We start from the raw sequence: 13402 nt of genomic DNA on the forward strand, positions 1-13402 counted from the left end.
CGTATGGACGCCCCGAATCGAAGGAGGACGCGACATGAAGCGGCTATCGATGATCCCGGCGCTGGCCATCGCGCTCGCCGGTTGCGCCGCGAGCGGCACGCAAGAGAGCGCGACGAACCTGAGCGCCGCGCAATGCCGCGATCTCACGGCGCTCAGGAATCACGCGCCGTTGACGCGCGAGCGCAATCTGAGCGAACTGGCGGCGCTGGAACGGGCGGGCTATGACCCGTCGAAGTTTTACGACCCGTACTATCCGGACGATCTCCACGCCGCGCAGCGTCAGGTCGATCGATGGTATCGGGCGGAGTGCGCGCAGGCGCAGGTGGATTGAGGCGCCAGGCCTGCCGATATAATGCCCTTTCCGCTCAACGAGGTTTATCGCATGAAATCAGTCATCGCATTGCTTGCCGCATCCGCTATCGCATCGACCGCATTTGCCGCCAATCCCACCGAAAAACTGCCTTCGGGCGCGGTCGTCGAACAGCTCAAACAAGGCACCGGCGCGCAGCCGTCCGCCGACGACACCGTGAGCGTCAACTATCGCGGCACCCTCGCCGACGGCACCGAATTCGATAGTTCGAGCAAGCACGGCGGCCCCGCGACCTTCCCGCTCAATCGCGTGATTCCGTGCTGGACCGAAGGCGTGCAGAAGATCAAGGTCGGCGGCAAGGCGAAACTGACGTGCCCCGCCGCAACCGCTTACGGCAGCCGCGGCGTCGGCGCGATTCCGCCGAACAGCGACCTGACGTTCGAAGTGGAACTTCTCGGCGTCAAGAAGTAATCGAACTACCTTCAGTCGGGCACATCGACGCGTCCGGTTCAGTCGCCGCCCTCTTCGCGCAGTTGCGCGAGCGAAGCGCGCTGCTTGCCGTTCGCGTCGAAGTTATCGTCGGCGAGCCAGCGTTCGAATGCACGGCGCACGCGCGGCCAGTCGCGATCGATGATCGCATACCACGCCGTATCGCGATTGCGTCCCTTGTAGACGATCGCCTGCCTGAATATGCCTTCGAATTCGAAGCCGAGCCGCAGCGCGGTCTTGCGCGACGGCGCATTCAGGCTGTCGCACTTCCATTCATAGCGCCGGTAGCCCAGGTCGTCGAACACATGGCGCATCAGCAGATATTGCGCTTCCGTCGAAATGCGCGTCCGCTTGAGCAAGGGCGAGAACGTCACGCTGCCCATTTCGATGACGCCATGCACTGGCTCGATGCGCATCAGCGCGAGCGTGCCGACCGCCTTGCCGCTCGCCGAATCGATGACCGTGTAGTGCAGCGGATCGTTCGACACCGCGGCCTTCGCCAGATAGTCTCGAAACGCGTCGAAGTCCGTGAACGGCCCGACGAAGAGATAGGTCCAGTCGCTGCCATCGGGCGCTTGACCGTAGGCTTCGAAGAGATCGGCCGCGTGGCGCTCCACGTCGAGCGGCTCGATACGGCAATGCGCCCCGTCGATTTCGATACGCGCCGGACGCTCGCGCGGCGTCCAGTCCATCACCGGTTCGCCGATGGGCTGCTGATACTCGTTGGTTCTCGTCATGCGTGAAGCCGCTCCGGTTGCGTGAAGGGGAATCCGCAGTCTAAAAGCTCGGCCATCGAAAATCGAGCGATTCTGCAAATCACGCACGCGGGTTCAGCGCGCGGCGGTGTCGGATTTCATCGCGCTGTCGGGCGGCGGCACGCCGATCGGCTTCACTTCGACGGGCGCGGTGCCGTCCTTCCTGATGCCGAGCTTGTCCGCCGTTTTCGGCGATACATCGACGATCCGATCCTTCACGTAGGGACCGCGATCCCTGATCTCCACCACTTCGCTGTGACCGTTGTCGAGGTTCGTGACGCGCGCCTTGGTGCCAAGCGGAAGCGTCTTGCTCGCGGCCGCGTTCGATTGCGGATTCATGTGCGTGCCGTCGGCCATTTTCTTCTTATAGAACTTGCGGCCATAGTACGAAGCCTCGCCTTTGCGCGGCTTGCCCGAACGGTCGATCCCGCTCTCGTGCGTCGTCTTCGTCTTCACATGCCGATGATGCGCCGACCCGCTCTTCTGCGATGGATAAGCCGTGCTCAGACAGCACGACAGGATCACGCATACGAATGTCCGAAGCTGCTTCATCTCCGAGTCTCCTGAACTCGATGTCATCGCAGTAGCAGGGTTCGGACCATTTCCCTCTGTTCAATGCCTGCGCGCACACACGCCGCATGACTGCTTGTATAGTGCGAAAGCCTACGAACTGTTGATCAGGGGAAGCGGATGAATCAGAAGAACAAAAGGCGTCTCTTGCTGGCCGGCGGCATTGCAGCGGCGGCGCTGTGCGTGAGCGGATGCACCGCCACGGGTCCATCGGCGGGAGAAACGGCAGCGGGCACGGCCGATCGCGATCGCGCCATCGACGCCGCCGTCGATGCCACGCTGCAACGCCTCTATGTCTCCGTGAGCGGCTCGCGCGAGCTCGTCAACAAGGCGCGCGGCGTGCTCGTCTTTCCTCGCGTGATCGCGGCGGGCTTCTGGCTCGGCGCGCAATACGGCGAAGGCGCATTGCGTGTCGATGGCCGCACCGACGGTTACTACAGCACGGCGGGCGGTTCCTTCGGCTTGCAGATCGGCGCGCAGTCGAAGGCGCTCATCTATGTGTTCCTGACCGACGACGCCCTCGCGCTGTTTCGCCAGCGCGACGGCTGGGCCGTCGGAACCGATGCGACCGTCGCCGTGGCGAAGCTCGGCGCCAACGGCCAGCTCGATACGACCACGGCGTTGAATCCGGTCGAGGTCTTTGTGCTGACGAATGCGGGTCTCATGGCGGGCGTGTCGCTCGAAGGCACAAAGGTGAGCAGGCTCGGTTCGTAATCGTTCGGATTCCGGATCATATTTCCGAAGGGCGCACGAGCAGTTCGCGCATCGCGTCGAGCGCCGCCGAGAAGTGCCCCTTGCGCCACACGAGCAAGGTCTCGATACGCCCGAACGCGCCCATCGAATGCACGTCGACTTCGTCGTCGAGATGCGCCAGCGCGAGCACCGAGCGCGGCGCCACCGCGACGCCCGCGCCCGCCGCCACGCACGCGACGATCGCATGATAGGAACCGAGCTCCAGCACCCGCGCCGGACGGATGCCTTGTTGCTCGTACCAGCGCATCGCATACGAGCGATACGCGCAGCCGCGCTCGAACGCGACGAGCGTAAGGCCGGCCTTCTCGCGCGCCATCGTCGCGGGAAGCTGGCCGCGCGGCGTGACGAGCGTCAGCTCCTCCTCGAACACCGGCACGCTTTCAAATTGCGCTTCAGGTAGCGCATCGGCTTCGAACGGGCGCGCCATGACCGCCGCGTCGACTTCGAACGACCGCACGCTTTCGATGAGCGCGCGCGTTACGCCCGTCGTCAGTTCGAGCGTCACTTCCGGCCAGCGCCGGTGATACGCCGCCAGCACGCGCGGCAGACGGCTCGCGGCCGTGCTTTCCATCGTTCCGAGGCGCAAACGGCCTTGCGGACGATTCTCGCTGACCGCGTGACGCGCTTCGTCCGCAAGCGCGAGCAGACGTTCGGCATAGGGCAGCAAGGTCTCGCCGGCCGGCGTCAGGACGAGCCGCCGGCCATCGCGGATGAAAAGATCGGTGCCGAGCGTTTCTTCGAGCTGACGGATGCGCGTCGTCACGTTCGACTGCACGCGGTTGAGCTTTGCGGCCGCGCGCGTCACCCCGTTTTCGCGCACGACGGCCCGAAAAATCGTCAATGCAGACAAATCCATGATCTTTTACGAAGATTGATCGTATCTCGATTATTCATTTTTCAAGATAGGTCGGTCAAGCTAGGATGCGTTTATCCCTCACTTGGTTCGTCGATTCATGGCTACGCCCGCTCAGGTTTCGTCGCTGCCCGCGCATCACGCGCGAAACGCCGCGCTCGCGTGCGCCGTCGTGCTGGCGGTGGCGCTCGGCGTCGGTCGCTTTGCGTTCACGCCGCTCTTGCCGCTGATGCTCAAGAGCGGCGCGCTCGATATCCGTCACGGCGGCTGGCTCGCATCGGCCAATTACGCCGGTTATCTGATCGGGGCGCTGTCGTGCGCGGCGATCCGCATCGATCACGCGCGCATGGTGCGGCTCGCGCTCGCGTGGACGATCGTGCTGACGCTCGCGATGGGTGTCGTCCATCTCTTCTGGGTGTGGGCCGCGATACGCTTCGCGGCGGGCGCCGTCAGCGCGTGGGCTTTCGTGTTCGCGTCGCAATGGGGCTTGCGGCGGCTCGCCGAACTGGACGCGCACGGACTCGGCGGCGTGATCTACGCGGGGCCGGGCGTGGGCATCGTCGCGACTGGTCTGCTCGGCGCGCTCGCCGCGTCGCTCGGCGTGTCCGCGCCGTCGGTATGGATCGGCTTCGCGGTCTGCTCGGCGGTGGCGGGCGCGTTCGTGTGGAAGACGTTTGCACATCGCGCGCCGGCGGCATCGGCGATGCGTGACCAGGCCCGCACCGAAGCAGGCATGCAGCATGCATCGGCGCGCGCCGATTCGATCGGTCTCGTCGGACTCTATAGCCTCGCGGGCTTCGGTTACATCATCACCGCGACCTTTCTGCCCGTCATCGCGCGGCAAGCCTTGCCGGACTCGCCGTGGCCCGATCTCTTCTGGCCGGCGTTCGGACTCGCGCTGATCGCGGGCGCGCTCGTCGCCGCGCGGCTGCCGCTCGCGTGGGACAACCGGCTGCTCTCGGCGGCGTGCTATGTGATCCAGGCGCTCGGCATTTTGCTCGGCATCGTGTTTCCAAATGCGCTCGGTTTCGGTATCGGCAGTTTGCTGCTGGGCTTGCCTTTCACGGCGATCACGCTGTTCGCGATGCGCGAAGCGCGCCGTTTGCGCGGCGAGGCTGCTGCGGGCCTGATGGGTTACGCGACGGCTTCGTACGGCGTCGGTCAGATCGCGGGACCGCTCGTCGCCGCGCCGATCGCCGCGCACACCGGGTCGTTCTCCATCGCGTTATGGATCGCGGCCGCCGCGCTCGGGCTCGGCGCGGCCGGTCTGGTGTGGCTCGGATTGCGCCGCGACGCGCGCGCCGCGTAGCAGGATCGTCCTAGCCGCGCGCGAGGGCGCGTGTCAGAGTGACGGGCATCCTCTTACGTGGAGCATGCCGTGTCCGCAGTCGAAACATCCACTCTCGTCTACCGCCCTTTCACCACCGACGACATCGCCGCGGCGCATGCGCTTTCGGTCGAAGCGAAATGGCCGCATCGCGCCGATGACTGGCGTTTCGTGCTCGATGCCGGCGCGGGCTTCATCGCGCAGGACGGCGGGCGTGTCGTCGGCACGGCGCTCTTCTGGAAGTATGGCGACGGCGGCGGATCGCTCGGCATGGTGATCGTCGCGCCGGACTGTCAGGGCAAGGGCATTGGCCGCAAGCTGATGGAACTGCTGCTCGACGCGCTCGGCGAGCGCATCACCATGCTGCACGCTACGCCCGCGGGCGAGCCGCTTTACGCCAGGCTCGGCTTCGAGCGCATCGGTGCGATACATCAGCATCAATCCGCCGATTTCACAGTGCCTCGCATCGATCTCGCGCAAGGCGAACGTCTGCGCGAGATCGAGCCTCGCGACACGGCCACGCTGATCGCCCTCGCCTCGCGCGCGAGCGGCTTCGACAGAAGCGCGCTCCTGCCCGCGCTGCTCGATGTCGCCCGGGGCGTCGTGCTAGAACGCGACGGCGACGTGCTCGGCTTCGCGCTCATCCGCGAGTTTGGACGCGGTCATGCGATCGGCCCGGTCGTCTCCGTCACGCACGACGGTCAGCACGCGCGGCGCGCGCAGGCGTTGATCGCGCATTGGCTCGCGCATAACGAAGACCGGTTCACGCGCATCGATACGCCCGATGAAAGCGGCCTGTCGGCGTGGCTCGGCGATATCGGGTTGAAGCGCGTCGATACGGTCGTCAAAATGGCGCGCAACGGCACGCCGCCGCATGATCCATCGGTCGTGCAGTTCGCTATCGTCAATCAGGCGCTCGGTTGAAGCCATGACGATCCTCTATAAAGCCGATCCCGAACGCGGCAGGCAATGGGCCGCGCACTTCGCGCAGAAAGCGCCCGGCGTGCCGTTTCGCGTATGGCCCGATATCGGCGATGCGAACGCCGTGCGCTACCTCGCCGCGTGGCAGCCGCCCGCCGATGTCATGCGGACTTTCCCCAATCTCGAAGTGATCTTCTCGGTCGGTGCGGGCATCGATCAGTTCGATCTCTCCGGCGTGCCACCGCATGTCGCAGTGGTGCGCATGACCGAGCCGGGCATCGTCGAAGGCATGGTCGAATATGTCACGCAAGCCGTGCTCACGATTCATCGCGATCTCTTCGACTACGCCGCGCAGCAACGCGAGCGCGTGTGGCGCGAGATGCCCGTGCGCGCAGCTTCGACACGGCGCGTCGGCGTGCTCGGCCTCGGCATGCTCGGCACCGCCGTGCTGAAGACGCTGCGTCTCTTCGGCTTCGATTGCGCGGGCTGGAGCCGTTCGCGGCATGAGATCGACGGTGTCGAATGTCACGCGGGCGCGGAATCGCTCGATGCGTTTCTCGCGCGCACCGATATCCTCGTGTGCCTGCTGCCGCTCACGGACGCGACGCGCGGACTCATCGGCAAACATGTATTCGAGACCTTGCCGAAGGGCGCATCGTTCATCAACGTCGGGCGCGGCCCGCATGTGAATCAGCACGATTTGCTCGATGCACTCGACAGCGGCCATCTGCATGCCGCCATTCTCGACGTCACCGAGCCCGAACCCTTGCCGGCGGGGCATCCCTTCTGGACGCATCCGCGCGTGCGTCTGACGCCGCATATCGCGAGCGCGACGCGCCCCGAATCCGCCGTCGACGTGGTGCTCGACAACCTGCGGCGTCATCGCGCAGGGGAACGCATGATCGGCGAAATCGACCGCGCGCGCGGCTATTGAACCGTCGAGAGCGCGCGCAGCAGAAAATGCTGCGCGTGCCCCGCAAAACGCGGAGGATTCGCTTTTTAGCGGTTTTTTTGGCGATGCGCGCAATGCGGCTCTGCCGATACCATGAAACGGTCAAGAGCCATTCCGCCCCTTCGCGAAGAGAGAGCCGCATTATGTCGATCAAGTCGCTTGTCGAGTCCGACCGTAAGCATCTGATTCATCCTGTCGTCAGCTATCGCGCGCACGAAGCGCGCGGCGTCACCGTGCTCGATTCCGCCGATGGCGTGTTCCTGCGCGATATCGAAGGCCGCGAACTGCTCGATGCATTCTCGGGCCTGTGGTGCGTGAACACGGGTTACGGACACGCGAGCATCGTCGAGGCCGCTGCGAAGCAGATGGCGAAACTGCCCTACGCCACGGGCTATTTCCACTTTGGCTCCGAGCCCGCGATCGAACTCGCGGCGAAGCTCGTCGAACTCGCGCCCGCATCGCTGCAACATGTGTACTTCACGCTCGGCGGCTCCGATGCCGTCGATTCCGCGCTGCGCTTCATCACGCACTACTACAACGCGACCGGCCGTCCGTCGAAGAAGCATTTCATCGCGCTGCAACGCGGCTATCACGGATCGTCGTCGGTCGGCGCGGGCATGACAGCGTTGCCCGCGTTTCATCGCAACTTCGATCTGCCGCTGCCGACGCAGCATCACATTCCGTCGCCGTATGCGTATCGCAACGATTACGCCGATGAGGCCGCGCTCATCGCGGCCTCGGTGCGCGCGCTCGAAGCGACGGTCGCGGAACTCGGCGCGGACAACGTCGCGGCCTTCTTCTGCGAGCCGATTCAAGGCTCGGGCGGCGTGATCGTGCCGCCCGTGGGCTGGCTGAAAGCGATGCGTGAAGCGTGCCGCAAGCTCGACATCCTCTTCGTCGCCGATGAAGTCATCACCGGCTTCGGCCGCACCGGTCCGCTCTTCGCGTGCGAAGGCGAAGGCGTCGAGCCTGACCTGATGACGGTCGCGAAGGGCCTCACCGCTGGCTATGCGCCGATGGGCGCGGTCCTCATGTCCGATGCGGTCTATCAGGGCATCGCCGATGGCGGCGATGTGTCCGCGCCCATCGGTCATGGTCACACGTATTCGGCGCATCCGGTGAGCGCGGCGATCGGCCTCGAAGTGATGCGGCTTTATCACGAAGGCGGACTGCTCGCGAATGCACAGTCACTCGCCCCGCGTTTCGCGCTTGGCCTCGATGCGTTGCTCGATCATCCGCTCGTCGGCGATTCGCGTCATCGCGGCATGCTCGGCGCGCTCGAACTCGTCGCCGATAAAGACAGCAAGCGCGGCTTCGATGCTTCGCTCAAACTGCCGGACCGCATCGCTGCCGCCGCGTATGGGAACGGCCTAGTGTTCCGCGCATTCGGCGACAACATCCTCGGCTTCGCGCCCGCGCTCTGCTATACGGAAGCAGACTTCGACATGCTGTTCGAGCGCCTCACGAAAACCCTCGACGATGTGCTCGCGCAAGGCGAAGTGCGCGCCGCGCTGGAAGGCGGATCGGGCTTCAAGTCCCGCGCGGCTGCGTGATAACATCGACCGACCGCCGACATGCGAGACCCGACCCGCCGCGATGAGCACCGACAGCAAGCTGGACCGAATCGATCTGCGCATCCTCGCGCAATTGCAGAAGCGCGGGCGCATCACGAACGTGGAACTCGCCGATGCGGTCGGTCTGTCGCCCAGCCCTTGCCTGATTCGCGTGAAACGGCTGGAGAAAGCGGGTTATATCGTCGGTTATGGCGCGCAGATTCAACTCGAAAAGCTCGGCGATGTACAAGTGGTCTTCACCGAAGTCACGCTCGCCGATCATCGCCGCGAAGATTTCATCAACTTCGTAAACGCGGTGAAGGATGTCGACGAGATCGTCGAATGTCATCTCGCGAGCGGCGGCTACGACTATCTGCTCAAGTTCGTCACGCGCAGCGTCAGTCACTATCAAAGTATCATCGAAGGGCTGCTGGAGCGCGGCATCGGCATCGAGAAATACTTCAGCTACGTCATCATCAAGACGTCGTTCGTGAAGACGCATTACCCGCTCGAAACGCTCTTCTCGCAGCACCATCACTGAGGCGCGCGCCTCCACTTTTGGCGCGAATGCACGCGCGCGCTTTATGCACGCGCGTGCTTTTTATCGTCGATCATTTTCACGCGGAGTAGCACATGTCCAGCACATATCGTATTGCCGTGATTCCGGGCGACGGCATCGGCAAGGAAGTGATGCCCGAAGCGTTGCGCGCGCTCGACGCGGTGAGCAAGCGCTTCGACATCGAATTCGAATACCGGCATATCGAATGGGCCAGTTGCGATTACTACGCGCAGTTCGGCCAGATGATGCCGGTCGACTGGAAGGCGCAACTGCAAGACGCCGATGCGATTCTTTTCGGCGCGGTCGGATGGCCCGACACCGTGCCCGACCACGTCTCGCTGTGGGGCTCGCTGCTCAAGTTCCGCCGCGAGTTCGATCAATACATCAATCTGCGTCCCGCGCGTCTCTTCGATGGCGTGCCCTCGCCGCTCGCCAATCGCAAGGCAGGCGATATCGACTTCATGATCGTGCGCGAGAACACCGAAGGCGAGTATTCGTCGGTCGGCGGCACGATGTTCGAAGGCACCGAGCGCGAGTTCGTATCGCAGACATCCATCTTCACGCGCAAGGGCGCCGAACGCGTATTGAAGTTCGCTTTCGATCTCGCGCAGAAGCGCGAGAAGACGATCACCGTCGCGACCAAGAGCAACGGCATTTCGATCAGCATGCCGTGGTGGGATGCGCGCGCCGCCGAAATCGCCGCGCAGTATCCCGAAGTGAAATGGGACAAGCAGCACATCGACATTCTGTGCGCGCGCTTCGTGTTGAATCCCGATCGTTTCGATGTCGTCGTCGCGACCAATCTCTTCGGCGACATTCTTTCGGACCTCGGTCCCGCCTGCACGGGCACCATCGGCATCGCGCCGTCCGCCAACATGAATCCGGAGCGCAATTTCCCCTCGCTGTTCGAGCCGGTGCACGGTTCCGCGCCGGACATCGCGGGCAAGGGCATCGCCAATCCGGTCGCGATGATCTGGTCCGCCGCGATGATGCTGGACTTTCTCGGCGAGCGCGACGCGCACGATGCGATGCTCGCAGCGATCACCGCCGTGTTGAAGGAAGGCCCGCATACCGGCGATCTCGGCGGCCGCGCGAACACGGCGGAAGTCGGCGCTGCCATTGCGCAAAGGCTCGCCTGACTTATCTGGAGAACATCATGGCGCAACGATACGAATTGAGCGAGCTGATTCGCGCGGACAATTTCATCGATGGCAAATGGGTGGCCGCTGCAAGCGGAAGACGCTTCGCCGTCACCGATCCCGCAACGGGCGAAATCATCGCGCAAGTGGCCGATAGCGGCCCCGCCGATGCCCGCGCCGCCACCGATGCCGCTGCACGCGCGTTCCCCGCATGGCGCGATACGCTGCCAAAGGATCGCGCCGCGGTGCTGCATCGCTGGCATGCGCTGATCGTCGAGAATGCGGATACGCTCGGGCGTCTCATCTCCCTGGAACAAGGCAAGCCGTTCGCGGAAGGCCGTGGCGAAGTGATGTACGGCGCGTCCTATGTTGCATGGTTCGCCGATGAAGCCGCGCGCATCTACGGCGACATCATTCCGCAGCAGCAACGCGGCAAGCGCATGAGCGCGGTGAAGGAACCGGTCGGCATCGTCGCGGCCATCACGCCGTGGAATTTTCCGCTCGCGATGATCGCGCGCAAGATCGCGCCCGCGCTTGCGGCGGGCTGCACGGTCATTGGCAAGCCGGCTGAAGACACGCCGCTCACGGCGCTCGCGCTCGTGATGCTCGCGCATGAAGCGGGCGTGCCGGCGGGCGTGTTGAACCTCATCAGCGCATCGCGCGAGCACGCGCAGGACGCGGTCGCGGACTGGCTCGAAGACGGCCGCGTGCGCAAGATCACATTCACCGGCTCGACGCCGGTGGGCAAGTATCTCGCGCGCGAATCGGCGGGCACGTTGAAGAAGCTCTCGCTCGAGCTCGGCGGCAATGCGCCCTTCATCGTGTTCGACGATGCGGATCTCGATGCCGCCGTTGCCGGATTGATGGCATCGAAATTCCGCAACGGCGGACAGACTTGCGTGTGCCCCAATCGCGTGTATGTCCAGTCGTCCGTGTACGACAAGTTCGCCGACATGCTCGCGAAGCGCGTCGCCGCGTTGAAGGTCGCGCCCGCAACCGATCCCGATGCGCAGATCGGCCCGATGATCAACGCGCGGGCGGTCGACAAGATCGAGCGTCATGTCGACGACGCGCTCAAACGCGGCGCACGCGCGCTCACCGGCGGCAAGCGTCTTGCAAATCGCGGGCCGAACTACTTCGCGCCGACCGTGCTCGTCGACGCCACGCCCGAGATGCAATTGAGCTGTGAAGAAACCTTCGGTCCGGTCGTGCCGCTCTTTCGTTTCGACGACGAAGCCGAAGCGATCCGCGCCGCCAACGACACGCCGTTCGGCCTCGCCGCCTACTTCTACAGCCAGAATCTGAAGCGCATCGAGCGCGTGTCGCGGTTGCTCGAATCGGGACTCGTCGGCATCAACGAAGGGGCGATATCGAGCGAAGCCGCGCCGTTCGGCGGCGTGAAGGAATCGGGCTACGGGCGCGAGGGCTCGAAGTACGGCCTCGACGATTACCTGTCGATCAAATATCTCTGCCAGGGCGGTCTCGAATGAACGCGTATCCGATCGAGATCGCAGTCCCCGATATCTCGGCCCATGCAGCGGGCAACGCGGGCGTGCCATATGTGCATACGTTCGATTCGGGCATCGACGGTCCGCACGTGATGATCAATGCGCTCACGCATGGCAACGAAGTGTGCGGCGCGATCGTCGTCGATGCCTTGTTGCGCGCCGGATTGAGGCCGCGACGCGGCAAGCTGACGCTCGCTTTCGCCAACGTCGATGCCTACGCGCGTTTCGATGCGGGCAAGCCCGATGCATCGCGCTTCGTCGATCAGGACTTCAATCGCGTGTGGACGGCGCAGGCGCTCGATGACACATCGCGCGATTCGAGCGAACTGCGCCGCGCCCGCGCGATGCGGCCTGTCATCGATACGGTGGACCTGCTGCTCGATCTTCATTCGATGCACGAGAAGAGCAAGCCGCTGATCGTCGCGGGGCCGCTCGATAAAGGCATCGATCTGTCGGCGAGGCTCGGCACGCCCGCAACGGTCATCTGCGACGAAGGCCATCCCGAGGGCCGGCGCATGCGCGATTACGAAGGCTTTGGCGATCCGTCGAGCGGCAAGAACGCGTTGCTCATCGAATGCGGACAGCATTGGGAAGCGAGCGCGGTCACGGTCGCGCAAGACGTCACTGCGCGCTTTCTGCTGTTGTCTGGCGTGATTGATAAGGAAGACTTGCCTGCTGGATGGATTCAGGCATCGCCGCAAGAGATGCTCGTCGTGCGCGTGACGGAACCGGTCGTCGCGAAGAGCATGGACTTCCGCTTCGCCGACGATTACACCGGGCTCGAAGTGTTTCCTGATGCGGGCAGCGTGATTGGCTGGTCCGATGGCGTTGCGGTTCAGACGCCGTATGACGATTGCATGCTCGTGATGCCGTCGTTGCGGCAATTGCGGCCGGGCGTGACCGTTGTACGGTTGGGGAAGATCGAACGGCGTGTTCGGGTTGCTTAGGGTCGCGTTGGGCGGGGGTTTTTGTTTGCCGGATCCCGATTTCTTTGTGGTCTATTAGCGTTGCCCCTGTGCGGGGCGGCAGTCACTTTCTTTGCTGCTGCAAAGAAAGTAACCAAAGAAAGCAGCTTTTCAAGCCCGCGGTCACACGCACGTTGAGTAGTTCTCTCGTCCGAGGCGGCACTCGCCTAAAGAGTGCCCTCACAATCCTACTCGGGCTTGGATCGCGCACGATCTGGCTAGCCATAACGCCAAAGGCACTGGTTCAGCACGAAATAGCATCGGCACAGCGCTACGCGCTGCCGCCGGGTATGCGAAGGAAACCGACGAGAAAGAAGCGCACGCAGACCCAGACAACCGGTCGGCCGCGTAGCGGGCCGGAGCTATTTGGTGCTGAACCAACGAGCCATGCGACGCGATGCGTCAGACCGTGCGCGATCCAAGCCGGGTGATTGTGATGAGGGCACTCGTTAGGCGAGTGCCACGGTGGACGAGAGGACTACCCAACGTGCGTGTGACCGCGGGCGTATCAGAAGCTGCTTTCTTTGGTTACTTTCTTTGCAGCAGCAAAGAAAGTGACTGCCGCCCCGCACAGGGGCAGTGCTAATAAACCACAAAGAAAACGGGATCCGGCAAAAAGCCCAAAAGCAAGAAAACCCAAAACCACCAAGGGTGGCGATACGCTCTTCTTCGCGGCGAACACCGAAGGCACATGGGAAGTCGATGAAACCATGCGCAAGCTCTAAGTGATCTTCTAAGCGCACGATTG

At 63.8% G+C, this 13402-nt stretch carries 14 protein-coding genes and 1 pseudogene; 11 read left to right on the plus strand and 4 right to left on the minus strand.

What is annotated here, in order from left to right; translation table 11 throughout:
- The first annotated feature begins 34 nt into the window (after positions 1-34).
- On the plus strand, positions 35-331 hold the full coding sequence (locus AWB77_RS10585) for a DUF4148 domain-containing protein (RefSeq protein WP_061134369.1): 297 nt from the start codon (positions 35-37) through the stop codon (positions 329-331).
- Positions 332-382: 51 nt separating this feature from the next.
- A complete protein-coding gene (locus AWB77_RS10590; protein WP_061134467.1) occupies positions 383-781 on the plus strand; it encodes an FKBP-type peptidyl-prolyl cis-trans isomerase in 399 nt (132 codons plus the stop codon).
- Between the two features lie 56 nt (positions 782-837).
- On the opposite strand, the pseudogene AWB77_RS10595 reads toward AWB77_RS10590, so the two are convergent.
- Both AWB77_RS10595 and AWB77_RS10600 read right to left on the minus strand, forming a co-directional pair.
- A pseudogene (locus AWB77_RS10595) lies at positions 838-1536 on the minus strand (GNAT family N-acetyltransferase); the annotation flags it as partial.
- A 93-nt stretch (positions 1537-1629) separates the two neighbouring features.
- The gene (locus tag AWB77_RS10600; protein ID WP_061134371.1) at positions 1630-2106 is read right to left on the minus strand and encodes a septal ring lytic transglycosylase RlpA family protein; all 477 of its coding nucleotides are present in this window, start codon (positions 2104-2106) and stop codon (positions 1630-1632) included.
- 138 nt (positions 2107-2244) lie between these two features.
- On the opposite strand from AWB77_RS10600, the gene AWB77_RS10605 reads away from it, so the two are divergent.
- Positions 2245-2838 carry a BPSL1445 family SYLF domain-containing lipoprotein gene (locus tag AWB77_RS10605; protein WP_061134372.1) on the plus strand — a complete coding sequence of 198 codons (594 nt, stop codon included), beginning with the start codon at positions 2245-2247 and terminating at the stop codon, positions 2836-2838.
- A 16-nt stretch (positions 2839-2854) separates the two neighbouring features.
- Here the strand turns inward: AWB77_RS10605 and AWB77_RS10610 are convergent, their stop codons facing one another.
- Positions 2855-3733, minus strand: a complete 879-nt coding sequence (locus tag AWB77_RS10610; protein ID WP_061134373.1) for a LysR family transcriptional regulator — start codon at positions 3731-3733, stop codon at positions 2855-2857.
- 97 nt (positions 3734-3830) lie between these two features.
- On the opposite strand from AWB77_RS10610, the gene AWB77_RS10615 reads away from it, so the two are divergent.
- The 8 genes from AWB77_RS10615 (at position 3831) to AWB77_RS10650 (ending at position 12636) form a co-directional block, all read left to right on the plus strand.
- Positions 3831-5039, plus strand: a complete 1209-nt coding sequence (locus AWB77_RS10615) for a YbfB/YjiJ family MFS transporter (RefSeq protein WP_061134374.1) — start codon at positions 3831-3833, stop codon at positions 5037-5039.
- A gap of 69 nt (positions 5040-5108) precedes the next feature.
- Positions 5109-5981 (plus strand): GNAT family N-acetyltransferase, encoded by an 873-nt coding sequence (locus AWB77_RS10620; RefSeq protein ID WP_061134468.1) that lies wholly within the window; start codon positions 5109-5111, stop codon positions 5979-5981.
- A 4-nt stretch (positions 5982-5985) separates the two neighbouring features.
- A complete protein-coding gene (locus tag AWB77_RS10625) occupies positions 5986-6912 on the plus strand; it encodes a 2-hydroxyacid dehydrogenase (RefSeq protein WP_061134375.1) in 927 nt (308 codons plus the stop codon).
- 161 nt (positions 6913-7073) lie between these two features.
- A complete protein-coding gene (locus tag AWB77_RS10630; RefSeq protein ID WP_061134376.1) occupies positions 7074-8483 on the plus strand; it encodes an aspartate aminotransferase family protein in 1410 nt (469 codons plus the stop codon).
- A 43-nt stretch (positions 8484-8526) separates the two neighbouring features.
- On the plus strand, positions 8527-9024 hold the full coding sequence (locus tag AWB77_RS10635; protein ID WP_061134377.1) for an Lrp/AsnC family transcriptional regulator: 498 nt from the start codon (positions 8527-8529) through the stop codon (positions 9022-9024).
- A 92-nt stretch (positions 9025-9116) separates the two neighbouring features.
- Positions 9117-10181, plus strand: coding sequence for a tartrate dehydrogenase (locus AWB77_RS10640; RefSeq protein ID WP_061134378.1), 1065 nt, complete (start codon positions 9117-9119; stop codon positions 10179-10181).
- Between the two features lie 17 nt (positions 10182-10198).
- Positions 10199-11671 (plus strand): NAD-dependent succinate-semialdehyde dehydrogenase, encoded by a 1473-nt coding sequence (locus tag AWB77_RS10645; protein ID WP_061134379.1) that lies wholly within the window; start codon positions 10199-10201, stop codon positions 11669-11671.
- The gene (locus AWB77_RS10650; protein WP_061134380.1) at positions 11668-12636 is read left to right on the plus strand and encodes a M14 family metallopeptidase; all 969 of its coding nucleotides are present in this window, start codon (positions 11668-11670) and stop codon (positions 12634-12636) included. Before AWB77_RS10645 ends, AWB77_RS10650 begins: the two co-directional genes overlap by 4 nt.
- A 526-nt stretch (positions 12637-13162) precedes the next feature.
- Here AWB77_RS10650 and AWB77_RS37425 read toward each other — a convergent pair.
- The gene (locus AWB77_RS37425; protein WP_167354134.1) at positions 13163-13366 is read right to left on the minus strand and encodes a hypothetical protein; all 204 of its coding nucleotides are present in this window, start codon (positions 13364-13366) and stop codon (positions 13163-13165) included.
- Positions 13367-13402: the final 36 nt, after the last annotated feature.

It is taken from the genome of Caballeronia fortuita, assembly GCF_001544835.2.
GTDB lineage: Bacteria > Pseudomonadota > Gammaproteobacteria > Burkholderiales > Burkholderiaceae > Caballeronia > Caballeronia fortuita.